The sequence below is a fragment of the Paenibacillus glufosinatiresistens genome (assembly GCF_031470375.1).
GTDB classification, from domain to species: domain Bacteria; phylum Bacillota; class Bacilli; order Paenibacillales; family Paenibacillaceae; genus Paenibacillus_AQ; species Paenibacillus_AQ glufosinatiresistens.
This window is the reverse complement of sequence record NZ_JAVFHT010000010.1, coordinates 63,777-87,827: the sequence shown is the minus strand read 5'-3', so window position 1 is coordinate 87,827 and position 24,051 is coordinate 63,777. Positions and strand designations below refer to the sequence as shown.

The following is a 24,051-nucleotide window of genomic DNA, read 5'->3' as shown; positions in this document are numbered from 1 at the left end:
ATGTATGTATATTTCAAATATATATTGTCATAGAAAAATAGATAGAATCCAAGTAAATTATGATTAGAAATACCAATTTGGTACAAAAAAGGAGAATGGATATGAATGATGATTTTAATAGGAAAGAAAAATTTGATATTTATCAGCTAGAATGGTTTTTACCTAGTCCTTCTAAGCCGGTATTTTCAATAAGTGTATCTAATGAAAAGGGATTCTGTTTAAACAGCAAGCTTTATGAATTCATTCCTAAACAGCTAACAATAGGTATAAGTTCAGACGGAAAGAATATTGGGCTGTTAGGAATAGCTGAAAAGGGATATCATGTTTTGAAAAATGGGAAAATAAAAGACCTCGAATTAGTTAAGGTAATCGAAAAGCGAGGAATTTCTTTTCCGGCAAGTTATACTGTTGAAAAAAAAGATGATTTATGGTTTGCTACGTTAGTTCCTCCAAAGCAAGTACCGCTCACTCCCCAAAATACTCCTAAGAAACCCAGAAAAAGTGGACTTCGTAATATGCTTCCTAATAAAGCTATACAGTGAAAGAGAAAATTACTGAGGCTGACGTCGTAAATCATTACTTTCCGCTTGTAGTTAATGAATGCAAAAATTCATACAAAGGTTTGGAAATTGAAGATAGAATTACGGAAGGTGTGGTGGCTCTTATCCATGCTATTCGTACTTACAATACCCATTTTGGATGCTTTGAAGACTATTTTTTAGCACAGTTGAAAATAATTATGAAACAAAAAAACAAAGAAGCATGGGCTATAAGGAGAATGGAATCCATTTTTTCAGTGGATGCACCTGTGCGTATTCATAATGAATCTCACACTCATTTAGAATTCATAAGATCAATTCCATATGATGATACTATTATTGATGTAGAAATTTTTTTGGCAAGACTATCATCTTTAGAAAGAAAGGTTATTTATCTTTTAATTAATGGAGATGATTTAAAAAAGATATCTGATGAGTTGAGCCTTTCTTCGGAACAAGCTGGATTTATAATGGAGCAACTTCAAAGTAGGGCTAAGCATTATTTAGATGTGGATTTAACATAATGTATGTTGTAGCCTGTTTTTGGCTGTCTGGTCTCCGCCTGGGGTCAGCAGAAGAAGATAATCAGGCTGACCCGAAGGGGACCCGGTTACGGGGGCTTCTAGGGTGACATCAAAACCGTGACTACACTCGTAGAAGCTTGTGTGGCGTTGCCTTCGGACAGGGGTTCGACTCCCCTCGGCTCCATTGGTTAAGCGATCATCGGTAACGACTGGAAGCTTGAAGACGACCTCTACGTGCTCGGCATAGACGACAACTTGCTGAACGTAGGCTTGAACAAAGCGTTTAAGCTCCGGAAAGTTGCTATGAGCAATGGAATCTTTTAAGGAAAAGAGCAGTGTTCGCAGAGCCTCTTCTGTGATTCCTGCTCTTTTTTCTTTAGCAGCAAGCTTGGTCAGCTCGATCTCTAAAGAATCTTTCTCTGCCTCCAGTTGCTCAATTTTCTGTACAAAAGATGCTTGGGTAAAACCCTGTGCAACCGCGTTGACCAGATTTGTGATCTGGTCATTAATGGCACGAAACCGCTGCTCCAAATTCAATCGTTCTATACCATCCTTGGACTCTGCCTTCTGAAGTTGAATATTGACTTGCTCTACCAGAAGGGGGATGTTCTCTTCACTAAAGATATGGTTCACCAGATAATCAAGCACGTAACCTTCGATATGCTCTCGGCGAATCTCCTTATTACGGCAAGAACGAGAGTTGTCTTTCCGATTGCAACGATAAGTGACGTACTTGAGTTTGCTTCTGCCTGAGTACTTGACGTTGCCTGCCATCCCGCTTGGGGTACCATGAAGCTTCTGGCACTCCCCACAGAAGATCAGTCCGCTCAGCAAGTACTGCTCCTTGGCGGTGTATGACCCAGAACGGCGTGTTCGCTTATTCTGAGCAATCATCTGCTGCACAGTATCAAAGTCTTTCTTGCTAATGATGGCCGGAATTGCATTCTCAATACGGATTACTTCGCTAGCGTCCTTCTTTCGGTTGCTATTTCTTTTCCCTAGAGCATCCTTGCTATCCGTGACATTGTAAAGATAGATACCTGTGTACTTCTCTGTTCGTAGGATGTCATGAATAGTCGCTTTACTAATTGGCCGTCCAAGACGGGAGCGATAGCCTTTAGCATCCAAAAGTTGAGCGATCTGTTTGTAACCGTGTCCCGCAAGATATTGCTCGAAAATCAATTGCACGATGGGCTGTTCCTCCTCATAGATGATGAGTTTCTGCGACTCCTTGTCTACCTTGTATCCAATTGGTGGCCGTCCTCCCGTATGTTTCCCCTGCAAGGCTGTTTCTTTCAAACCCTTCATCGCCTCACGGGCCAAATTTTTAGAATAGTATTCTGCCATTCCCTCCAGTACAGACTCCAGAATGATACTTTCCGGAGAATCGTCTAAGTTCTCCAATACACTGACCAACCGGACGCCAGCCACACGAAGCTTGCGCTTATAATGGGCCGAATCATACTTGTCGCGGCTGAAACGATCAAGCTTGTGGACAATTACGACCTTGTAAAGCCCCTTCTCACAATCTGCGATCAAGCGCTGAAATTCTGGACGTCGGTCGCTAGTAGCGGTTTTAGCTCTATCGGCATAAACCTCGATAATCATATAATCATTCCTTTGAGCGAACTCTTCAATGGCCCTAATCTGAGCATCAATGGATTCATCGCGCTGGTTGTCCGAACTATAACGAGCGTACACGGCGGCCTTTATTCCCATCCTACAATCCCCCTCATTCATTTAAAGCATCTATGTGAAATAGCGGTGTATCCCCCAAACATACATACGGCTATGAACTTTTATTGGCACGCAAAAGCGAAGTGAGTAATTCTCCTGCTGCTTCCCATTGAGTACTGCTTTTATCCATTTTAGAGCTAAGATGTTTCGGCTCATAAATTTGTTTAATCAGACTCTCTCGCAGAACTTGAGTTTGTGCGGTCAACATCCCCATCCCTATTCCTCCTTGGAGTGAATTGCCATGGTTGTATTCAGGCTTAGTTGCGTGCAAATTCTAACCGCTCTCTCCGGAGGTGCGCAAGATAGCGCCAAACGCTCCTCTCTGGGGACTTCGTCGGGAATGATAAGAAGAAAAGAGAATTTTGAGAAGAAAATAAATTACATATATTGTAAAGAATTAATTTCTTATGTTAAAATCCGCCCAAAGTTAATAGGGGTGAACACAAATGGAAATTTTAAGCCTTAATGACTTTTGCGCCAGCCAGAGGATAAGCAAGCAAGCTGCGAAGAAGTGGATTAACCGAGGAATGCCTGTCATCAAAATGAGCAAGTATGGGCGGATTTATGTAGATGCCCCTGCAGCTAGGGCTTGGCTAGAGGACAGAATCCACAATCGTTCTTTAGATGGGATTTCCCTCACAGAAACCGCCCGAATAGCGGGGGTTCATCCCAGCACCGTGCGATATTGGGCAAGAAAAAGCTTAACTTTTCAAAATCAAGTTGTTATTCCTGAGAGAAAGGCATATCGCTTTTCTAAGAAGGCCTTATTTTCTTGGTTAGAAAGCCGAAGAGAAGAAATTCGGCATGATTAGCGATTGTATTGAGAAACGGGGTGCGGTGACATTTGAGAGTCTCTCTTACGGAGTTTATTTTCTTATGGTTACTCAGGTCTAGATCTGTCTTTGTTTGTACAATTGAAAGGGGAAAATTAAATGAAGTCGCTTATAGCTAAAATTCTCACCGTTCTTCTTGTTTTTACATCCGGATTCTCTCTGATTTCTCCAAGAGCACAGCACATCAGCCCCTTACGGCCTACAACGGTTTCGGCAGATGCATACTCGGAACCTCAGCGATTTCGTGACGAGAACCTGCGCAAGGCTGTAACTGAATGGCTCGGGAAGTCAGTGACAGATACGATCTATAAGACTGACATTCGTTCTAAATTAGCTACAACAAATTATTATTTCACCCTGAACAGGAAGGATGTCTCCGACTTAACCGGGATGGAGATTTTCGAAGGTACTGGGATTAGATACTTGAATTTATCTGAAAATTCCATAAAGGATCTTTCTCCAATAGCCGGAATTACCTCACTAAAACGATTGATAGCTTACCGAAATGAAATTACCGACTTATCGCCAGTTGAGAATTTAACTAGCCTCAATGAGGCGGATTTCTCATCAAACCAAATATCTGAGTTACTGCCTTTGGCTAACCTGAATCAATTACAGACTCTAAGTCTAAACGTCAATCAAATCTCCGACTTGACTCCGCTCAGGGGGCTTATTTCCTTGGAAAGTTTGTATTTATCCCATAACGGTCTAGTTGATATTAGTTCCCTGGCTGAATTAAAACAGCTCAATACTCTAGAGCTAACCGGCAATAACATATCTGAACTGACACCATTAGGGCAAATGACAGCGATGAGGCAATTGTTCATCGGAGGCAATCGAATTCAGCAAATTGGGCCACTGGCTTCCATGACGAGTTTAGTAAATCTTCATTGTTCGCAGAACCAAATAGAAGATATATCTCCGCTTGTTCATCTTACAAATTTGTCCATATTAAATATGCAAGGAAATCAAATTAAAGATATTAAAGCTCTTGGTCAGCTAAGCAAAATAAAAAGTTTAGTGTTGGCCGAAAATTCTATTTCCGATGTTTTACCTCTTAAAACGCTGGCTAGCATGTCCTCTTTAGATCTACGAGAAAACTTCATCACCGATCTTTCTCCCCTAACATCTCTTGCTAGACTGCAAAGTCTTGATGTAAGCCATAACTTTATAAATGTGTTCGATGTGGACAACCAAGATATTATTCAAACAATACAGGTAGCTGGTGAGAAAATTATTTCTCCACAAACAAAATTTGGTTTGCTTGACCCTACTCTGTTGAACTTTGCAAAGCAGGTAGAAGTGAAAACTGGTCAAGGCATTGAATTGAGGTATTCAATTTTGCAAAGCTATGATGGTATTAATTGGGGGTCTAAAAGACTCTGGTATCCTAAATTCGACTCCATGTTTGCCTCCTATATCTCTTCTAATCCTGCTATCGCTACCGTGAATGAGAGGGGATGGATTACAGGTGTAAGTCAAGGCACCACTCAAATTACAGCCCGATTGTTTGGCTGGTCATCCCAGTATACTGAATATACGTTCGATATTGTGGTTCAGCCCTCCGCTTCGCCCGCAAGTGAAGCTCCACAGGAGAGCAGCCCACCCCCTACTGCAACAACGGGCCCGAGTGTAACTCCCAATCTGGTGACTTGGATTGAAGTAACTCCCAATTACTCCGAGGTAATTCCGGGAGAGACTATCGAGCTTCATGCAACTGCCCACTTTACAGATGGAACGGCTCAAGATATTACGGATGATGCCGAATGGAGCTTGGAGAGTCCGGAAGCTATCAAGCTTGATAAAGGGTTTGTTACAGGCCTGAGATCTGGTAATTCCAATGTTTTTGTTAACTGGCAGGAAAGTCAAGGGGTTGCTTTAATCAACGTAAAGCAAATGAATCCCCTTGAGGTTGTAGTCACTCCTAGCGAAGGAACCCTCCCGGTAGGAGGGTCACTACAATTGAAGGCGATCGCTAAATTTTCGAACCATACGGAACAAGATGTTACCGAGGAAGCGCTTTGGTGGAGTGCTACAGACGAAATCGCAAATGTGGACGCTCATGGCAGAGTTTACGGCAAGAAAGAGGGGACTCTTGGTATAGGAGCTACGTTTGGTTATATAAGCGGACTTGCTCAGGTGAGGGTTATATTAGAAACAGACCATGCAAATTCATTACCTTCTATTGATCCAGCCGTGACAGCAACGCCAACACCAGAACCAGTATCAACATCCGAAGACAACAACGTGAATGTTCCGCCTTTAATGCAGGTGGCTAATGAACCTGAATTAGACGGTTCCTTTTTAACAGCTGAGCCGACCTCGCCTGCTGAGGTTTTTCTACCGCGCTATGAGCCGGAGGATGAGAAGGAAGATGAAGATAATTTGATTCCAGTAGCGGTAGGAAGCAATTCTTCAAATTACGACATCCTGTCAATGTCAAATATGACCACTTCAGTGAGCGATCATCAATCAAAGGAAACAAGAAACCAGGTTCGGACAGAAATCAGTAGATCATCTGCTAAAAAACAAGACATGCGCCTGCCAAAGCATTATCCAAGCATGCTTTCCCGAGAGAGCCGGCATGCTATTATTCACAAAGGGCAGCCTGGTACTACGACTCCGGCACGAATGCCAGAGGCTCACAAGCAAAGTGCGCCAAAGATTAACACTAAGAATGTTAAACAATCAACAGGGCAGGAATGGAAGCGGGGAGAAACAGGAGCAATTGCAATTTTGACGAGCGGACTGTTGTGGATTGTCCTTTGGAAGAGACGTAAGAATAGTAAGGAGGAGTCTTCTGATGAAGAATAACTTGCCAATTAAAAAAAAGGTCACAGCCGTTCTAATTATCACCTTCTCCGTACTTGCATTGCTTATATTCTTATCAATTCCTGTATTAGCTCCATTATGGGTTTTAGCTTTTACTCCATGTTTGCTGTTATTTAATCATTCACGACGCTGGCTTGTTAGCGCAGGAAGCCTAGCCATCATTATTTTAGTGTGGCTTGGATTAATGATCGGTATGAACGGAGCCGACTCAGTGAAGACAAATCTCACCCAAGGATTTGAACATTTCAAAGAATTCATTAAGGAATAATAGTAGCCTGGAACACTCTCTGTAAATTCGCCAAGGGGACGACCGCGAACGCAGTAGCGGAGTTCTCAAATGATTGAGATTCTCAAAACACGCTGATTATTTAAAAAATCAGCGTGTTCTTTTTTATAAAAAAAGGCAAGGTTAAAACAAAAATTTTGAGGTATCCCAGGGAGCTACAATCTCCCTGAAAATACAAACCCGGAGTAATTGTGGGGCGTAGTTGGGTGTGATAAAATTCCTTATCAGTTAAGGAACATATGTTCCGATAAGGAGGGGTGTACTTGATTGTTTATGGAGTAAACGCGATCGCGAAAGAGCTTAAGTGCAGTGCTATTACGGTAAGGAGGACTATTCAAAAGCAATCCGACTTCCCAGTTGTTTTTCTTGCAGGTCTCAACACCTACGCATTTGATGTCGATCAGTGCAAGGAATGGTGGCGTGGGCGCTGCGATACCAATGGGGACCAAAAATTTTCAGAAGAGGCTTTAAAGCATGGTGAATTCGCTCGGATGTTAGGAGTCAGCAATCGTCTTGTATTAACGTGGAGAAATCGAGGATTAGCATCCACACGACACACCGATGGTACTGTTTGGATTGATTTGAAGAAAGCGCAGGAATGGTTTAAAAAACAAAGCGATACCAGAACCCAAGCGTACGCACAAAAAATTGCGAAAACGAGCGACTGAGGAAGCTAGAGCTTAAATAATGAAGGATGACCTTGTCAAGAGGTCGCCCTTTCCGCCCAGGCCGTAAACGGCGAATCCCCCTAAAAAAGGTGGATTGGAGAAGGCGAAATACCAAGATCGCTACTTAAATGAGATCGCGCTATTATAAATCCAACAGAACGATCGGGCCCGACGTACTGGAAATCAATGTAGGATTAATTAATCATGCGCTGTACTCAAGGAGGGAATCAAGTGTCAATTACTAAAGCTGGAAAAAAATTGGTAGCTGTTCACAACGCTGGATTCAAAGTGGTAAATGAAAAGCTTCTCGATCCTGAAGGAAACTTGATTCCTATTATTAAACCAAATAATGGATACCCGTTTGCAGTTGTCGAAGTACCGAACCAAGGGAAGATTCTTGTCAAGCTGCATCGGCTTTTGTGTTACCAACTTTATGGAGACAAGATGTTCAAGAAAGGCTACCTTACTTTGCATAATGATGACGATAAAAATAATTTGCAAGAAGAAAATATTAAAATTGGAACTCAGAAAGACAACATTAGGGATTGGAAGCGGAACAAACTCCGAAAGTCGTTGTACACTTCTTAAAAACCAAGAGATTTATAAGGCTCTTCCGGGAGGCCCGCCCGCGGCGGTCCTCCCGAAGGGTATTGCGCCTCTCTTATGATTGGTGTTCTAATTGGACCCAAAAGGAGGAAGAACATGGTTGATATGGAGCAAGTAAAGTTATTTCAAGAGCTGTTCATTCACAGAACAGAAGTTCAAGCAAGAAAGGCTGAAGGTCAGTGCTGGATAGGTCCCCTACGCCATCAAAATGAGTTAATGCCTATCACACCACTTACAATTATCAGTCATCTTAAAGGTGAAATCAGAATCGGAACTTATCCAATCAAGCCTGAAACTAATACGTGCAGCTTCGTTGTAGCTGATTTTGACGAGCATGAAGAAGCGTTTAATCAAGCATGGGGATTGCACAACCAACTGGAAGAGCAACAAATCTTTTCTCTAGTGGAACGAAGTTACTCAGGAAAAGGCTATCACGTCTGGGTATTCTTTGAGAATCCTGTACAAGCGAAGGATGCCCGAACGCTCATGTTTAACACTTTAATTGAATGTGGCATTTCTTTTGAAGGCGCGATGAAAAAGGGTAACAGCATGGGTAAGGCTATGGATAGACTATTTCCAACGCAGGATACACTGAACAAAGGGAAATTCGGCAATCAAATTGCTCTTCCGCTTCAAGGGAACGCCATGCGAAAGGGTAATTGCGTCTTCATCGACAAGAACCAGCAAGCTTTCATAGATCAGTGGGCAAAACTAGAAGAAGCATATATAAAACGTACTCCTGCTGATCATCCGAAGCTCAAGGAAAGACGCCATGCGTCAGCCCCGAAAGTAGAAAAAGGAGAGATTGCGAAGAAAACACAAGTGGATCAATCTCAGTGGCTCGAACTTGAAGAACTCGATGGACAATTGGAGCGCATTCGAGGGTGCGAGGCGATTAAAGCCAGCCTTGCGAACGCGAATGACTTTAAGGAACCTGCCTGGCAAGCGTTGCTTAGTAATATTGCTGTCTTTAATAAGAGTGGGTTGGAATTGGCCCACGAAGTCAGCCGAGGCCATCTAACCTACGACCAAGATGAGACCGAAAAGAAATTCTATCAGAAGCTTGACGATTTGCAGCGTAACCAATATCCGTACAGTTGTAAAGGACTAAGTCACGCGGGATGGACATGCCCCAAACTTTCCACATGCCCCTTTAACTTCGTTGCGCTGTTTAATGCTCCACCGAGTTATAGCTGTAACAGCAAAGAATTCCTTCTTACAGGAAAAAAGAGAAAAGAAATTAGGGCTTGGGAAAGAGAAGGGGGTTATGAACGGTTCAGATCTTTATTCCACGAATCATCGAGTTTTGAAATTAGACCAGAAGGTATTCCCAAGCATAAGAAGGCTACTGATTACTGGATTTTCAAACATTTGATTGGAGACACAAAACTATATGTCCAGTTTCCAGCGGTAAACAATTATGTCCGGTCTATTTGGTTTGAGTGGTTCTCAGATGAAGAAGCTGCACGCTTTGAACGACAACTTACTCAAATGAAGATTCCCTTTGAACGAAAAGGCCGAATTTTTTGGCTTTTTTTACAAAAAGGAGAATTTACAACAAGAGTGGCGAGAGAATTTATTCAGCAAACTGCTCAGCAGGCTGGAATTCAACTCAGACGACATTGGGATGACCCCATAACTATGACAAATCCGTACAAATTAGCCCCTTATTTTGGAAAGTGGAAGGAGTATTTTGAGGTATGAAAGACAACCCGCTAGAAGCAGCCTTAAATCAAATCGCACAAGAACGTCCTGACCTAGCCAAGCCAGAAACTTTACAACAAATATTCCCACCATTGCCCAATGGAGTGGACTTACAGATTCCGGATAACTACTCACTAGACCCCAATAAAGGCATTATGCTGATGAGCTCCAAAGCGGTTCAACCGATATATGGCTTTGTTATTGTACCGACCGCACTAATTAAAAAAGACAAGGATGATAGACACCCAAAGGTCAGATTGAATTTTTGGGACAACGACAGAAAACAGTGGACAAAACATGAGGTGTTGTTCGACTATGCAACTTTGACCTCAACGCGCAAGCTCCCTGAAATTAATAGTTCGCTACAAATCGTAGTGAGCGAACAGCAACGCGGGGGGCTAGCTCAGTATTTTGCGGATTTGTGGAAAGCCAATGACCGGCTGCAGGGCCTGCCGGTTGCTATACAGAAAGATCGGTGTGGCTGGAGCGAGGATAAAAAGGAATTTTATCCATACCGTATTTTGAATGAAGAATCAACAGCTCCCAACAATGGACAAACCCTTTTGCGTTCCATCACAGAATCCATGAAGAACATTCCACAAGGAAATCTTGAAGAAGCGAAGAGGTTAGTTCAAGAACTTGGAGACAATCCGGTATTTGCTTTATGCCTGGCTGGATGTCTCGCAAGCCCCGTTGTACCATTGATTCCAGGGAAATTAGATGAAAACATCGGTATTGATATTGCTGGCAAGACAACAAGCGGTAAGACAACCATTCAAAAGCTCGCAGTTGATATCATCTATGGCCTTGGTGATCTTCTAAAGCAAAGCTGGGCAAAATTGAAGGATGCGGGCGTTTGGAATACGGCTCGGGTTAGCAACAACTTGCCGCTAATCCTAGATGACACCCACCGGATGAAGGAGCAGCATGGAGGAATTCCGCATGATTTAATCAACGGTCAAGAGGGTCCCAAAAGTATTCAAACAGAAGGAGGATGGGAGGGAATTGATCCCAAGAGGAGTCAATACAAAGGAACGCTTTTCTTTAACGGAGAGGTACCCATTTACTCAACAACACCAAAGGATTCAGCCGGAATTCAGGGTCGAATCTTTATGATTAACCGAAGCCCCTTCCAAACACAAACAACAAAAGATGATGTTGAAAATTACAAGAAGAGAGGGCTCGACAATGCTGGACACTTTGCCGAGCCCTGGATCGAGCATCTGATAGCTCTGGGTTCGGATAAAATTTACCACAAAATAGGAGAACTCCACAAGCTTTTTGATTGCACTGGGAAAGATGCATTATACGGGAGGTTGGCAACGAAAGCCCAAGTGTTAGTTTTTTGCCTTCAACAATTTAATGAGCTATTCGATATAAATATCAATGTCAATAACATGATCGAACTTCTGAAAGAATCAATGGAAGCCCAAACGGATAATGTCAATGTGGCTGATAACCAAATGAAACTTATCGTGGAGAAAATCTTTGAAGCTATGGCCGGTATGTCGTATAACGAGAAGGACTGTATCTTGCTTAACGAAGGACTTTCTTATAACGGCCTTGGTAAAGTAAATGTATGCTACGTCAAACAAAGTCATCTCATCGTTAAAGGGAGCACTCTTGAGCAAATTATTAGGGAGGGTGGATATAAGAGCGTTAAAGCTGTTTGTGAACAACTAAAGAACGGGGGGTATCTAGAAGCATCTGCCCCTACACTTATTCGGTTCCCAACGGCACCCCCGATGGAGAAGAATGAAGCGCGAATCCAAGGTTACAAGTTTACCTACGATACCTTTGAGAAATTCATTCCACAAGAAAAAAACTGAACACAAGCGAGGGAGCTAATAGCTCCCTCTTGTTGTCTTTCATAACTCAAACCGGCACTGAAGTCAAAAGGGTCAAGCCCGGGTCAAAGGGAGGGTCAAAGTCAAGAGAAACGTAGAGAGGGATTAAAAAGGAAAGGGTCAAAGAGGTCAAAGCAAAAGATAAAGGGTACAAGAGTTTCAATGTTTTTTGTGTTTGTTTTTTTGTTAGGAAGAAATAGGTTTAATTTTTTATTGACCTCTTGACCTATCGGTTCTTCCCCCTCCACAGGGGGTGCGAAGGCACTGACCCCGGCATTGACCTAGGTTTGACCCTGGTCTGTGCAATCAATACTCATCTCCTAACAAAATAGTCGTTACACTCCGATCTCGTTCGGTGACAACAAACACGCTTCTATCCCAGATTCCGGAGTAGGTGCTGATGATTCGCTCTCTATTGTTGATAGCCCAAGTATTCAACCTTTCATCGCTTTTGCTGACGTTTCCCCAGTTGCCATTTACATGGCAACAAATGACAAACAAAACTCCATAATCTCCTATCATCCCCATGGCTCTTGGTGTAACTACAACTCGCCCGATCGGGAACAGTGGATCGTCCATATTTCTCCATCTCCTCTGTGTTAATGTTGGCAAATCCTATCACAGAGAATTTGGGGTGCACAATTCCTATGTTCATAGGAACTCAATTGGCCAGGACTCCTAAGGTTCCGAATAGGGGGATTAAGTAGATGTTCGGAGAGTCACTCGTTCAGATTTACGTAAGTTCAGGTGCCACTAATCGTTTTCATGAAACGTCTTGCTTGTTCTTGAGCCCTCCAGTCTTTTTACTACGGTTCTGGTAAGCCACGAGGAATTACACGGTGTTGCGTGGGTTCTCAAATCCATTTATCCAGAAAAGTCCTTCTGAAAAGAACATATCCTATTCCCTAAAGCGTCAAGGTCGCGATTTCCGTGACTGAATTCATAAATATTCGGTTATGTAGCTAACAGAACTATGGTTTTTTATCTAATAGTATACTTGTAAGAGGAGTGCCATTCTCGAGTTTTAGCAGAATGCTGATCATCTTGCGCTAAAGCATGCAAACCGGCAAGGTTTGTGATAAGGATAAGGCGATTACGCAGTACAAGAAAGCCTTCATTTTGAAGCTCTTGAAGAGTGATAGTTACAGATTCACGACTCACCCCAATCATATAGGCCAAGTGTTGGTGGGTAACCCTCCAATTAATTAAATAACCTTCTAAGGTTTTAATACCAAAGTTGGAATTCAAGTCGAGCAGAAGATTAACTACTCGCACTCGACTGGACAAGAAAGCTAAGTACTCCAGCTTGCGATCTGCCTGATCCAACCGTTCGCTTACCACATAAAACAATTTACGAAGCAATTGCGGGTAAAGTTCTAACAATGCTTCAAGGTCTGGCTTTCGTATCATCCATAGCACACTCTTCTCCAATGCGGACACCGAAGCAAGACGCTGGTTATTTGCATGAATGACTTCTAATTCGCCTATTGTTTCGCCGGGGAATTGGTGTCCAAGAATAAGTTCCTTGCCTTCAGCTTCCCGAAAAATTTTAAGTGTTCCTGATTTAATAAGGTACATCTCCTTACCTGGATCCCCTTGGAGAAATAAAACATTTCCCTTATCAAGACGACGTTCTGAGAACTTGGGCACGACCAAATTCGGATCAATATCGGGGATGTCATAAAACATCGGGGTATTCATTACAGATTCGAACAATTCTATCACTTGCTTTCTATAATAGTCATAAATTAAATATCGGCTTGTTAGAGTTCAAAACTAAACGCAAAAAACCCTTCTTTTAAAAGGGCTCCAAAATGGATTGTCTTTACTTGAGTAGTGACGTTAGGATTTTCCTAAATTTCGAACAAGGAGCAGTGATTGAGATGAAAGCGAGCAAGTTCATTATTAGTTTGACTATCGCCGCAACCCTGATGGGAACCGCGTCCGCATACGCAGCATCTTTCAAAGACGTGAAGGAGAGCCATTGGGCATATTCGGCAGTGGAATGGGGCGTAAACAAAGGAATCACAACAGGTTATGCTAACAGTACATTTAAACCAAACGATTCGGTGACCTCTGAAGAATTCCTGTCGATGCTGATCCGGTCGTACAAAGGCAAACTGGTGGCGGACGCTGGCCAGCGGTGGAGCGCACCTTATTATACGGTCGCTAAACAGTATAACTATCCAGTTGGAACAAGTCGGTCAGCCAAGATCACGCGAGCCCAAGTAGCTGAACTGATTGCAGGAACTCAAGGTAAACACTACGAAGGGGCGAATGCGATCCGTTACATGTTGGCTTCGGGGTTGGCTTCGGGGAAAAGCTCAAACACAGTGTATGGATATCAAGGTGGAGACACGTTGACTCGGGCTGAGGCAGTAGTTTTTATCAAGAACGTGCTGGACAAAACAAATGGAGCCGATCTCCAGAATCGTCCGACTACAGAAAGTGATGCCTCCACTCTTCCCGGCGGTAGCCAGGGTTCGGTGGCCGTAATCGACGGGTATGACGCTCGTCTGCAGGGTTGGGCGGACAAGATGCTGGCTGCAGTAAGCGACTTGGGTTTTGGCGCGGGTTACAACAAAGGCCAAGGCCGGACATTCCTCCGGACCGAAGATGGCATCATCTTCATGTCTTACAGCGACAACACTGCTTCGGGAGGGACGCAGGTTATCTCGATGTCGGGAATGCTTAGCTCCAATAACAATGATAGCGTAGACCAGGCACAATTGCAGGCAGTTCTTGCTGCGATGGATGCCCTGGGGCTGCCAAGTGGCCCGAGTGTAGAAAAGACTATCGACTGGACGCTCTCTCCGGCAGGGGACACAAAGACATTGCAAGTGGAAAATAAGACCCTGGAGTTTATCAGTACTGGCTACGGTCGGATGATTATCTACGTTGACTAAAGCAGAAAGGAGACCCAACCCCTGGCTATTTGGGGAGTTGGGTCTCCTTTTTATGTTTGGGCTACGGCCACAACGAAACATAATTGACAAATAGTTCCATTTTATGCTAAACTTGATACGTAGGGTCACTTGACAGCTTAGCTTCGGTCTGATATTCTTGGTGTATCGCGGAGCCCGCTGTGGGCGGTTCTTACAAAAAGAAAGCACCGTGGGTGCGACCACGGAGCAGATTCCTACGGCCAGAGGACGGTTATTAAATTAGGGAATTCCTTCCTAAAATGTCCATCCCATCCAGACTTATTTGCTTTCTTATTCACCCAATGCAGCATGTACCAGTTTTCTGGTAAGGCCCTTTTAGAGAAGGGTCCGTTATTAATATTAACTATATCGGAGAATAATAGTCAAGCCCCTATTTCCTAACCAAGAGGAAATGGGGGCTTAACTTTGTTTTGGGCCCAGACGGGCCTTGGAGCTCAACGGAATGGGGTCCCTTGGGCTTACAACTCAGCCCGAATATTAACGCAGCCGGGCGGGGTTCCAAGCCAAGAGAAATACCTTTTGTTGGCTTGGAGAGGCATTATACTGCGACAGATTTGGAGAAAGCTAACCGGCGAAGACTAATAATTCTATTGGATATGCAATAACCATAGTGAAAATTTCTCACAACTATTTAGGGTACAAATTGTGAAGCACTGTGATGGCATGGTAGAATTTCCCCGAAATTTAAGAGGAGGTTTTGCTAATGGCAAAGGTAGCGGTAAGAGTGTTTAAGGGCACTGAGAAATGTGGTCCGACTGATATTCCCAACATGATCCAAGACCATTTTCCAGACGCGAAGGCAATGCAGATTGATTTTAGTGTCATGGAAGTGGATGGAGGCGAAATTGCAATTGCTACAGATCTTCCTAGCGAGTATGGCTTTAAATTGGAAGAAACTATCATGAGTTTTGCCCCAGCTGATGGGATGGTCGAGAGATTGAGATTCGCTTTTCCAAAATCAACCCAAGATGAAGAGGAATATGCGCTTCCGGGAGAGCGACAAGCTGGACTTAAGATACTTCATGCCCTGGGAATGCTTGGAGACGAGAGCGACAACTGCGGCACAGACGAAGACTTCGAGTATAGCTTGCCTGTCGTATTTGAACTCCCGGCTAAAAAGATGGCCGAATTGAAGTGGACCTAAGCATGGGAAGAAGTGCCCAGTAACGTAAGCGCCCGGGCACTTCTTGAGGAAATTAATCGAGGTCAGTGAGCTTGACTTTTACACGGTCACGGATATGGCGTACACGCGTAGTAGACACGCCAATTTCCTTACCGATTTTGTGTAGCCCCTTACCTTCAACAAACATCCTCTTCAATACTTGGAGCTCTCTTTTGGTAAACTGTACCATGGAGCACTCCTCCTCCCTATTAGGATCACGTTAGTAAAATTGATGTAGTCAAACACGAAGAAGCCCTGCTCTCATCACAAGAGCAGGGCTTCTACCAGCTGGAGCACTAAATAAGGAATGATATAAAATCGGACTAAAGAGAATTCGGGCTATTTGGCAGGTGCACCAAATACTCTCAGAGAAGCATTCCACACTATATGGTCGGTATGGGAAGAAACTTCTCATAGAATGCGGCAAGCGCCATATCAACAGCGCAAGCCGACCTAAGAAACAAGCATACCAGTATGCGAGTCTTCAATTCTAGTTGGTGACACGAGCCATTCGGAGGCCTATTTCTTGAACTTGCGCATATCACTAAGTACTGCAATAGCTGATTGATACTCCAAGCCAAGGAAGATACCTTCCGTTGGCTGGGGGAGCCCGTATCTTTGGCCGCAAACCGGGCACCAAGGAATAAGACTTAGCCTGTTGCTCGGTCCAGACAAGTGGGAACGGGCCAGGGAGCCAAGGAAGCTAGTCTCTTCGGGCTTTGGACTAGCCTGGAATATTAACGCAGCGGAGGAATATTCAAACGCAAAGGAAATACCTTTTGTTAGCTCGGAGAAGCAAATCCTCCCTCTATTTCTTGAGAGTAGCGAATTGGACTTCTTTACCGGGTACCCCTTTGAAGCTGGTCGTGAGGCGAAGATTAGTGAATTCTCCACCAAGGGCATAGGCTTGATATGTCGTGATGGTCTCACCCGGCTTGAGGATATAAGCCCAAAGAGCCGACTTGCTATTATAGGTCCAAGCTTCTTTCATCGGCATCATCTTATCGAAATTGCGGCCATCATCCAGATAATAACTCCACTTCTCACTCATATCGTCCGGATAAGCACCCATTTTGTACTTGCTTTTGTTGGTAATAGTGATTTTTGTCCAAATGAGATACTTCATATCCGGGTAACAAGTGGTTTTGCTTGAGTAACCATACTGCTTCATCAGAGCTTTGGCGTCCTTTGAATTCACATCGTAGATCATCATCTTGTGCAGAGTATAGCTAAGTCCGTTCACAGTCGTGGTAAAAGGCAGCTTAACTTGCAGGTCCAAATTGAATTTGGACAAGTTGTTTGTTATTGGCGTAATTGTTTGGTTAGTTGAGACAGAGGCCGATACTACAGAATTATTATTGCTAAAACTGATTATAGTAGTGAACACCAACATTGCTGTCAAGATCAACTTTATCCTTCCAGAAAACTTCATCGAAAGACCCTCCTCTATAATAAAAAATGATAGACTTCCTCATACATTATAAAAAATTTTCTTATTGCCATTCTGTGTGCTATACCACCAAATTCGCGTGATTTCTTCAATAGATAGTTCTTTCATGAATGCTTAGTTTGAATAGAAGCAATGGTTTATATAAAATTGTTTTATACATATATTGTAAAAACAATTGGTTTTGTGTTAAAATCCGAACGTTTGAAATCTAGAGATGTTGTTTGGATGCGGAGGTGGTCGTAGAGTGAAATATTCCAAAAAGGAGTTGGCTAGAGAGTTAAAGGTTTCACCCCGAACAATTGTGAATTGGACAAGACTTGAGAAGGACCCTTTACCTTTCAAAATCAGGCACATCTATTCGGGCAACGTGAAGGTCTGGGAGTATACCTTTTATCACAGTGAGGTCGTGGAGTGGCTAAACAGCAGGACAGCAAAGAAATCTTAAGGAGGAACAAAAGTGATAAAACAAACCAAGACAAAGAGGGTAATCCTAAGCGTGGTTGCTGCTATCTCAATGTTTACAGTCACGCTCAACGGTGCTTCTGCGGCCAAAGCTCCAGGAATTGTTGTTAAAGTCAATGGAGCTACTACTTCGATGCGAGAAGCTCCGGCTTACGCTAGCCAAGGGTATACCATGGTGCCCTTGCGATTTGTTAGTGAGGCGCTAGGGGCAACTGTGACTTGGGATAACATGTATAAACAAGCCACGGTCGAATTGATTGAACCGACTAGCAGAAAGGTCACGGTCCCCCTGAACGGAAAAGAAGTTCTAGTAGAAACGTTGAATAATCCTGTTGTGATCACTCCTGCAGGATCACCAGCAGTTATAAAAAATAATCGTGTTATGGTGCCATTGAGAGTTATTAGCGAGGGGCTAGGTGCAACGGTGGATTATACCATTCAATCAGGTGGAGGCGGGATTGTTATGATCACTACACCATGGGAAACTCCGGCTTCTACTCCCTCCCCTGCATCAGAAACGAAAAATAAACACACGACATGGGTGCCAACCGCCAATCAGAAAGTAACAGGCCCTATTGTTTTTAAGCCGTTGACTTGGGATGTTTCTACCAGAACCCTGAGTTTTCAACTTCCTTCAACTATAACTCATGAAAACGAGTCTTGGAGAGTGCTATCGGGATACGAGGATGTTGATAAAAAAACCTCAGCGGAATTACCGACAGGAAGTCCGCACATCTTGGCCAATCTTAGCTCAAACTTCATTCTTTTCGTTGAGATTGACTACTTGCCTCGCTCTGTAGGCATTGATACTTATTACATCATGTCTAAGTCCTACGCTCAAAAGCATTATGGTTATAAAGGGGTTATTGATAACGATCTGATCCTATATGATGCTCACAAAAACATGGTTACATTGGACACTGTATACAAAGCTCTTGGAATCAATAACTAATGGAAGTGAGGGTCCAGGGATGCATAACAAGAAATTGGCTGCTATTAAAGCAGCCTTTTTTGCAATCATAATTCTTTTAACAACGATTGGTAGACAACAGGCTGGTGCGGCTTCGGATAAGGCAACTTTGCAAAATTGGCTGCATACAAGGGTTGGGGTAGAGTATAATCCTTTTACGGAAGCCAACCAGGCTGCCAATTTGATCATGAATACAGCAATCGCTCAGTTTCCATTCACGACAACCAAAGACTACAAAATTGCGCAGGCTTTCCGTAATGTTCAGGGATGGACAGATGGTCAATTTCATAACTATGCGAAAGGAACCAACGAATTCCTTGAAACTACGGCTTCTGTTTCCCGGTGGGCAGGAGTTTTTTTGAACGATTTTGCGGGGATTACGGCGAGTTCTGGCAAGGCGGTTGTTACCGATCTGCTCAATTTTAATATTGATTCCTCCTACCTGACCGGAGGAGCGGCAACCAGCACCGGTTATACCATGCTTCCTCAAGAGGCTTTGCAGCAATCCAAGCTTATCGGAGCTCTTAACCCAACCAGCGACGCTGAATTCCAAAATTCGGGTGGTTTTACCCGGGATGCTGCCAAGATTTCAGCATTCCGTACGGCGTTGATGCGACGAAAATTTGAGTCAAGGGATATTTGGACTCCAGATATCAAGGCATCTGTCGGTACAACCGGCCTCTACAAAGTTTCCAAAGAGGGGCATGCTCGGCCGAGTTATTTTCTCTATATGAATGAATTTATTAATTCTATCGGAGGCACGATGGTTGAGGTAAGTAATTTTAACGGCCTTGCTGGATTTACAACGGACAAAGATGCTTATCGAGGGTACACTATTTATCAGATGACGCCCTTTCCGGCGTTTCTAAGGGCAACAGCTGTTACAAACTACACGTTGAACGGAAAGAAGACACCGGGCTTTAAAATCTCTTATCAGGCTTATGGATATACTGGCAGATACGTGACAGTGAAAGTGGGGACCAAAAAGTCTACGGATGATATGACTCTGGATCCGACCAATTGCGAGCAGGTAGTAGTTGGTGGTGCTCAATGGGTACAACCTTCTGGTTTTGGGGTCATCCAAGGAAAATGGAATCCTGGAAAAAACTCGAAGTTTACTGGCGAAGTATTTGTGTCCAATGAACAAATTCTGCGGATGGCCGGTACCACTAAACAAAAGGTTACTCTTTCGCTTGATGATGGGTATGGCCGAATGGACTATTTGGAGTTCGATATTTCAAAGTTGGTCACGGCGACAACAACGCCTTCTCCGACACCAAGTTCTACACCAATACCGACCGCCACACAGACCCCAGCCAAAAAGATTGTTACTCCTCCAATTCATTTCAAAAACATTGGAGAGTATGATGCTACTGCCTACTGGACGGCAATTAAAGATGTAAACTTCTCGCATTACACCCTCAAATGCAGTCCTAAATATAATACAAATTACACTGGCACGCTGGCGTCTTCACAGTTAACCGGATTCTCTTCGGAAACAAAGTATACCTGCAAGCTTGAGGCGTTTGATCAAAACGGAAACAGTGGGGGAGTAACAATAGGCTCATTTACAACCTTAGAAATAAAAGGGCCGACTAATTCAACCTATTGGAAAGATAGGGGGATTATTCGAGAGGTTGGAGAGCTTAAGCAAAGTAATGGGTCTATTCCAACTGGTGCGATGGACCTTTCTAAATATACTAGCAGCCAAGTAAAAGCTAATGCAAACAAGTATAGTCCTTACTTTGGTGAAAAAATTGGAGTGTGGGCCATACCCGATACGAGGCAGCTCACGTATTACTGGAATTTTAGATACACGCGATCGGTTTACGATTCTTGCCTAAAGACCAAGTATAATAGCATGACGGGGAGAAATGAGTGTAATGGTGGCTATCGAAGCGTGACGGATACGGCTACGGATTCTTGCACCATTGATTACGCCGCAGTGGGGCCGAATGGGTGGGATGACATTTCTGAAAATCCTTTGGGCCGAACACTTCGAGCTGTAGCAGGTTGGAACAATGCAAACATATTGCTCAAGGTCACAAAGGTCTCTACCAAGGTTTGTCGTGGTAGCGACAGCCGCAATCCGAATCCAATTCGGTTTATTTACTACGTCCCGGCCATGTACGAAAGTTCTGCGCAGGCTATGACGCTTGATAGAGGATATAGCGCAGTATACAACAAAATCCTGGAGGAGTATCAAGGCCTGAAAATCACACTATGGAGTGAAGTCTATACACTTTCCGCTAAGAACGGACGAACGCTTAGCAGTGCAAATGGGAAAGCTTTCATTCAATTCAAGCAGATGTGGTCGAAGTATTCTGCGATGGGTGTCGGGAACTAAGTGGACACAAGTCAAACGAGAGTGTAACAAAGAGCTGCTCATGGATCGAATATATCCATCGGCGGCTCTGCTTGTTTATATTTAAGGAATTTCGCAATTCGTTAACTCCATTCAGCAGTTTGTTGGATCAATCTATGAGTGGAATGGAGAAAGGATGCTCCCTTCTTGTCCAGTAATGGCTCTAGTAACATTAAATCTAAGCGAAGGCTTAAAGTAAAGGTATAAAAATTGCTAGGAGACAAGGAAGAGAAGAAACAGGACAAAGAATTTTACGAAAAGTATTTCGTTGTCAGGAAATTACTCGCTCCTAAGCAACGACAGGACTATGCAGGGTCTCTTCCACTAAAAATTTAAATTTTATACATCATGTTCGGTTATAGAGTGTTGTGGAATGTCGTTGGAATGTTTTCGGCTTGGCATGAGAATTCTATGTTTTTACATGTTGCTGAACTGAGGATACATCATAGTTACTTGACGGCGGCTGAAGTTGGACTGGAAAGATGTTGTAGTTTGAGCAGCTGATGGAATAAAGCAAGGAGAGAGGGACGGAGGATGGAAATGCGGGAAAAGGTAGAAAGATAAAAGGAAATCTGAAAATTTTACACTGGTTATAAGTGCCCTTTTAATTGTTAAAGAAGATGTCCAAAAGATTGAAGTCGTAAGTATTCCAAAACAGACTGTTGGAGGTAGTGTCTATGAGCAATAATGATCCGCAAAATCAAGAACAAAAACCACCATCATCACCCCCACCTAGAATTTTAAAAGAAGGGGTGACTTACGGAAGCAAAGATAATGATAAAGATAGCAAAAAACGTCCTTAGTAATTACGGAATTTATTCAACTGTAGCCGGAAAGTTGTGGCCTTAAATAATCCTGCCTCGGCTCCATATGGAGTATCAGTGAAAGACACCTTTAGGGGTGTCTTTTTTATGTTATCGTACTCTATTGTAATTAGTAATATATTTAAGAACAAAGGCACAGTTCAGAAATGTTACTTCTTATTTTCTTTTTAATACGATGTTCTACCTCTAGAAGCACTGCTACTTCGTATCTAAAAGTTGTAGATAAGGATTTTTCAGGAAAAAAGTGAGGAGTCATAGCGATAAATCCTTATGATAAAAAATCAAAACCCTTTAAAATTTTTGTGGATAGTAGAATCACTTGGAATTTAATACGGCTTATAATACAAAGATTCAGCTGATAAGTTATCCAGATAATAAAGGCAATAAAAAAAGTCAAAAAAGAGCTCATACGTTCGCAAAAAAACATATATTTCCTCCAATCTTTGTGTATAATGAAGCTGAAAGCCCATTTGTACTGCGAAGGGGATGAAGAATGATGTCAATCCGTTTGAACCCGTATTTTGTTTTTAACGGAAATACCCGAGAGGCGTTGGATTTCTATGCGAAAGCGCTGCGCGGGAATGTAGTGGGGATCATGACGTTCGGGGATATGCCGGAGAATCCGAGTCATCCGCTAACCGATGAAATGAAGAACCTTGTGATGCATGCGCAGCTGAAGGTCGGGGATACGGACCTTATGTTCTCGGATACTTTTCCGGGGACGGCGCACCAGGCGGAGGGGGATACGGTTCAGATTGCCATTCATCCCTCGGAAGAAGCGGAGGCGTGGGAGATCTTCAATGCGCTGGCGGACGGCGGTCAGGTTGTCATGCCCCTTCAGAAGACGGATTGGAGCCCCTTGTACGGAATTGTGAAGGACAGGTTCGGCGTTACGTTTCAAGTGAATGTTCCCGGGGAGGAATGATCCTTGGCCAACGTGAATCCAAAGATCGTGCCGCACTTGTGGTATGACAGAGAAGCGGTGGAGGCCGCTCAATTCTACGCTTCGGTATTCCCGGAATCCAGAGTCACGAAGGTGACAACCCTTTCGGGCACGCCTTCGGGCGACTGCGATCAAGTCTCCTTTGAAATCTGGGGACAGGAGTTCATGGCCATCAGCGGGGGACCTCATTTCCGGTTCAACCCGTCGGTGTCCTTCTTCGTGAACTTTGATCCTTCGCGCGACAAGAACGCCGCCCGGAAGCTGGATGAGGTCTGGGACCGGTTATCCGAGGGCGGACAAGCCCTCATGCCGCTGGGCAAGTATCCGTTCAGCGAGCGGTACGGCTGGATTCAGGACAAGTACGGCTTGTCCTGGCAGCTGATTCTGACGAATCCGGAAGGCGAGGAGCGGCCGGCTATTTTGCCTGCTCTAACGTTTGTAGGAGAGGTATGCGGCAGGGCGGAAGAGGCCATGTCTCTCTATGTTTCGGTATTCGGCAATTCGCGGCAGGGAATGCTTGTCCGCTATCCGGAAGGCTCGGGACCCGATCGGGCGGGGACGATCCTGTTCTCCGACTTCAGGCTGGAGAATCTGTGGTTCACCGCCATGGACAGCGCGCATGATCATCGGTTCCAGTTCGATGGAGGCGTCTCTTTTATGGTGAAATGCCATACGCAAGAAGAGATCGATCATTATTGGGAGAGGCTGTCTGCGGTTCCCGAAGCCGAACAGTGCGGCTGGCTGACCGACCAGTTCGGCGTATCGTGGCAGATTGTTCCGGCCGATATAGGCGAGCTGCTGGAGAAGGGGACGCCGGAGCAAGCGGCGCGTGTAACGAAGGCTTTTATGAACATGAAGAAATTCGACCTGGCGGCCTTGCAACAGGCTTATAGGGGCGAATGAGCGGTATCTGACGACTCTGTAAATAAAAATAAAAGGGGAGTTGTCAATGCTCCCCAGATGTGTTATAGTTAGTTTATTGAAATTTCGACCTGAACTCACATATTGTAGAGGGTTATGATTTTGATTTTATAACCTTGTACAATATGTGATTTTTTTTAGGAATTTTAAGATCATGTAAATAATATCGTGGAGGTAATGAATAATGGAAACAGGAACAGTAAAGTGGTTTAACGCAGACAAGGGCTTTGGCTTTATCGAGGTAGAAGGCGGAAATGACGTATTCGTACATTTCAGCGCTATCGTTGGTGACGGATTCAAATCGCTGGACGAAGGACAGCGCGTTGAATTCAACGTGGTTCAAGGCAACCGCGGCCCGCAGGCCGAGAATGTTGTTAAACTGTAAATAGCTGACCGAGAGCCCCAATCCTAGCATTGGGGCTTTTTTTTCGCT

At 43.8% G+C, this 24,051-nt stretch carries 21 protein-coding genes, 1 other RNA gene and 1 pseudogene; 17 read left to right on the top strand and 6 right to left on the bottom strand.

Annotated features, from left to right (window positions below; translation table 11 throughout):
* The first annotated feature begins 101 nt into the window (after positions 1–101).
* Positions 102–542, top strand: coding sequence for a hypothetical protein (locus RBI05_RS12330; protein ID WP_150458732.1), 441 nt, complete (start codon positions 102–104; stop codon positions 540–542).
* A gap of 404 nt (positions 543–946) precedes the next feature.
* Positions 947–1,250: a transfer-messenger RNA gene (ssrA, locus tag RBI05_RS19335) on the top strand.
* A gap of 458 nt (positions 1,251–1,708) precedes the next feature.
* Here the strand turns inward: ssrA and RBI05_RS19330 are convergent.
* A pseudogene (locus tag RBI05_RS19330) lies at positions 1,709–2,782 on the bottom strand (recombinase family protein); the annotation flags it as partial.
* A gap of 70 nt (positions 2,783–2,852) precedes the next feature.
* Positions 2,853–3,014, bottom strand: a complete 162-nt coding sequence (locus RBI05_RS12315) for a hypothetical protein (RefSeq protein ID WP_310551331.1) — start codon at positions 3,012–3,014, stop codon at positions 2,853–2,855.
* Between the two features lie 232 nt (positions 3,015–3,246).
* Between RBI05_RS12315 and RBI05_RS12310 the strand changes: the two genes are divergently transcribed.
* From RBI05_RS12310 to RBI05_RS12280, 7 genes are all read left to right on the top strand, one after another.
* A complete protein-coding gene (locus RBI05_RS12310) occupies positions 3,247–3,612 on the top strand; it encodes a MerR family transcriptional regulator (protein ID WP_310551330.1) in 366 nt (121 codons plus the stop codon).
* Between the two features lie 120 nt (positions 3,613–3,732).
* Positions 3,733–6,447 carry a leucine-rich repeat domain-containing protein gene (locus RBI05_RS12305; protein ID WP_310551329.1) on the top strand — a complete coding sequence of 905 codons (2,715 nt, stop codon included), beginning with the start codon at positions 3,733–3,735 and terminating at the stop codon, positions 6,445–6,447.
* Entirely contained in the window at positions 6,437–6,733 is a 297-nt protein-coding gene (locus tag RBI05_RS12300; protein WP_310551328.1) for a hypothetical protein, read from the top strand. Before RBI05_RS12305 ends, RBI05_RS12300 begins: the two co-directional genes overlap by 11 nt.
* Positions 6,734–7,014: 281 nt before the next feature.
* Positions 7,015–7,419, top strand: coding sequence for a hypothetical protein (locus RBI05_RS12295; RefSeq protein ID WP_310551327.1), 405 nt, complete (start codon positions 7,015–7,017; stop codon positions 7,417–7,419).
* Between the two features lie 231 nt (positions 7,420–7,650).
* The gene (locus RBI05_RS12290; RefSeq protein ID WP_310551326.1) at positions 7,651–8,007 is read left to right on the top strand and encodes a hypothetical protein; all 357 of its coding nucleotides are present in this window, start codon (positions 7,651–7,653) and stop codon (positions 8,005–8,007) included.
* Between the two features lie 114 nt (positions 8,008–8,121).
* A complete protein-coding gene (locus tag RBI05_RS12285) occupies positions 8,122–9,729 on the top strand; it encodes a TOTE conflict system archaeo-eukaryotic primase domain-containing protein (protein ID WP_310551325.1) in 1,608 nt (535 codons plus the stop codon).
* Positions 9,726–11,558: a DUF927 domain-containing protein gene (locus tag RBI05_RS12280; protein WP_310551324.1), complete on the top strand. Its 1,833-nt coding sequence runs from the start codon at positions 9,726–9,728 to the stop codon at positions 11,556–11,558. Before RBI05_RS12285 ends, RBI05_RS12280 begins: the two co-directional genes overlap by 4 nt.
* Positions 11,559–11,882: 324 nt before the next feature.
* On the opposite strand, the gene RBI05_RS12275 is transcribed toward RBI05_RS12280, so the two are convergent.
* Both RBI05_RS12275 and RBI05_RS12270 read right to left on the bottom strand, forming a co-directional pair.
* The gene (locus RBI05_RS12275; protein WP_310551323.1) at positions 11,883–12,155 is read right to left on the bottom strand and encodes a hypothetical protein; all 273 of its coding nucleotides are present in this window, start codon (positions 12,153–12,155) and stop codon (positions 11,883–11,885) included.
* A 402-nt stretch (positions 12,156–12,557) separates the two neighbouring features.
* A complete protein-coding gene (locus tag RBI05_RS12270; RefSeq protein ID WP_310551322.1) occupies positions 12,558–13,292 on the bottom strand; it encodes a Crp/Fnr family transcriptional regulator in 735 nt (244 codons plus the stop codon).
* 167 nt (positions 13,293–13,459) lie between these two features.
* Here RBI05_RS12270 and RBI05_RS12265 point away from each other — a divergent pair, with 167 nt between their 5' ends.
* Positions 13,460–14,482: an S-layer homology domain-containing protein gene (locus tag RBI05_RS12265; RefSeq protein ID WP_310551321.1), complete on the top strand. Its 1,023-nt coding sequence runs from the start codon at positions 13,460–13,462 to the stop codon at positions 14,480–14,482.
* 742 nt (positions 14,483–15,224) lie between these two features.
* Positions 15,225–15,665 carry a hypothetical protein gene (locus RBI05_RS12260; RefSeq protein WP_310551320.1) on the top strand — a complete coding sequence of 147 codons (441 nt, stop codon included), beginning with the start codon at positions 15,225–15,227 and terminating at the stop codon, positions 15,663–15,665.
* A 52-nt stretch (positions 15,666–15,717) separates the two neighbouring features.
* Here RBI05_RS12260 and RBI05_RS12255 read toward each other — a convergent pair whose 3' ends face one another.
* Together RBI05_RS12255 and RBI05_RS12250 are read right to left on the bottom strand one after the other, a co-directional pair.
* On the bottom strand, positions 15,718–15,873 hold the full coding sequence (locus RBI05_RS12255; RefSeq protein ID WP_310551319.1) for a sigma factor-like helix-turn-helix DNA-binding protein: 156 nt from the start codon (positions 15,871–15,873) through the stop codon (positions 15,718–15,720).
* 618 nt (positions 15,874–16,491) lie between these two features.
* Entirely contained in the window at positions 16,492–17,115 is a 624-nt protein-coding gene (locus tag RBI05_RS12250; RefSeq protein ID WP_310551318.1) for a hypothetical protein, read from the bottom strand.
* A 475-nt stretch (positions 17,116–17,590) separates the two neighbouring features.
* Between RBI05_RS12250 and RBI05_RS12245 the strand changes: the two genes are divergently transcribed.
* From RBI05_RS12245 to RBI05_RS12220, 6 genes are all read left to right on the top strand, one after another.
* The gene (locus RBI05_RS12245) at positions 17,591–18,547 is read left to right on the top strand and encodes a copper amine oxidase N-terminal domain-containing protein (protein ID WP_310551317.1); all 957 of its coding nucleotides are present in this window, start codon (positions 17,591–17,593) and stop codon (positions 18,545–18,547) included.
* 19 nt (positions 18,548–18,566) lie between these two features.
* Positions 18,567–20,912, top strand: a complete 2,346-nt coding sequence (locus RBI05_RS12240) for a hypothetical protein (RefSeq protein WP_310551316.1) — start codon at positions 18,567–18,569, stop codon at positions 20,910–20,912.
* A 695-nt stretch (positions 20,913–21,607) separates the two neighbouring features.
* Complete coding sequence (locus tag RBI05_RS12235) at positions 21,608–21,733, top strand: hypothetical protein (protein ID WP_310551315.1); 126 nt, start codon at positions 21,608–21,610, stop codon at positions 21,731–21,733.
* Between the two features lie 517 nt (positions 21,734–22,250).
* Positions 22,251–22,679, top strand: coding sequence for a VOC family protein (locus tag RBI05_RS12230; protein ID WP_150458777.1), 429 nt, complete (start codon positions 22,251–22,253; stop codon positions 22,677–22,679).
* Between the two features lie 3 nt (positions 22,680–22,682).
* On the top strand, positions 22,683–23,600 hold the full coding sequence (locus tag RBI05_RS12225; RefSeq protein ID WP_310551314.1) for a VOC family protein: 918 nt from the start codon (positions 22,683–22,685) through the stop codon (positions 23,598–23,600).
* 202 nt (positions 23,601–23,802) lie between these two features.
* Positions 23,803–24,003, top strand: coding sequence for a cold-shock protein (locus RBI05_RS12220; RefSeq protein ID WP_150458735.1), 201 nt, complete (start codon positions 23,803–23,805; stop codon positions 24,001–24,003).
* Positions 24,004–24,051 lie beyond the last annotated feature (48 nt).

Bases quoted from the DNA above. Each gene is read 5' to 3' on its own strand.
- RBI05_RS12230 (WP_150458777.1), top strand. From the start codon at position 22,251: ATGTCAATCCGTTTGAACCCGTATTTTGTTTTTAACGGAAATACCCGA.
- RBI05_RS12250 (WP_310551318.1), bottom strand. From the start codon at position 17,115: ATGAAGTTTTCTGGAAGGATAAAGTTGATCTTGACAGCAATGTTGGTG.
- RBI05_RS12285 (WP_310551325.1), top strand. From the start codon at position 8,122: ATGGTTGATATGGAGCAAGTAAAGTTATTTCAAGAGCTGTTCATTCAC.
- RBI05_RS12275 (WP_310551323.1), bottom strand. From the start codon at position 12,155: ATGGACGATCCACTGTTCCCGATCGGGCGAGTTGTAGTTACACCAAGA.
- RBI05_RS12310 (WP_310551330.1), top strand. From the start codon at position 3,247: ATGGAAATTTTAAGCCTTAATGACTTTTGCGCCAGCCAGAGGATAAGC.
- RBI05_RS12255 (WP_310551319.1), bottom strand. From the start codon at position 15,873: ATGGTACAGTTTACCAAAAGAGAGCTCCAAGTATTGAAGAGGATGTTT.
- RBI05_RS12265 (WP_310551321.1), top strand. From the start codon at position 13,460: ATGAAAGCGAGCAAGTTCATTATTAGTTTGACTATCGCCGCAACCCTG.
- RBI05_RS12220 (WP_150458735.1), top strand. From the start codon at position 23,803: ATGGAAACAGGAACAGTAAAGTGGTTTAACGCAGACAAGGGCTTTGGC.
- RBI05_RS12235 (WP_310551315.1), top strand. From the start codon at position 21,608: ATGAGCAATAATGATCCGCAAAATCAAGAACAAAAACCACCATCATCA.
- RBI05_RS12305 (WP_310551329.1), top strand. From the start codon at position 3,733: ATGAAGTCGCTTATAGCTAAAATTCTCACCGTTCTTCTTGTTTTTACA.
- RBI05_RS12240 (WP_310551316.1), top strand. From the start codon at position 18,567: ATGCATAACAAGAAATTGGCTGCTATTAAAGCAGCCTTTTTTGCAATC.
- RBI05_RS12280 (WP_310551324.1), top strand. From the start codon at position 9,726: ATGAAAGACAACCCGCTAGAAGCAGCCTTAAATCAAATCGCACAAGAA.
- RBI05_RS12300 (WP_310551328.1), top strand. From the start codon at position 6,437: ATGAAGAATAACTTGCCAATTAAAAAAAAGGTCACAGCCGTTCTAATT.
- RBI05_RS12315 (WP_310551331.1), bottom strand. From the start codon at position 3,014: ATGGGGATGTTGACCGCACAAACTCAAGTTCTGCGAGAGAGTCTGATT.
- RBI05_RS12260 (WP_310551320.1), top strand. From the start codon at position 15,225: ATGGCAAAGGTAGCGGTAAGAGTGTTTAAGGGCACTGAGAAATGTGGT.
- RBI05_RS12330 (WP_150458732.1), top strand. From the start codon at position 102: ATGAATGATGATTTTAATAGGAAAGAAAAATTTGATATTTATCAGCTA.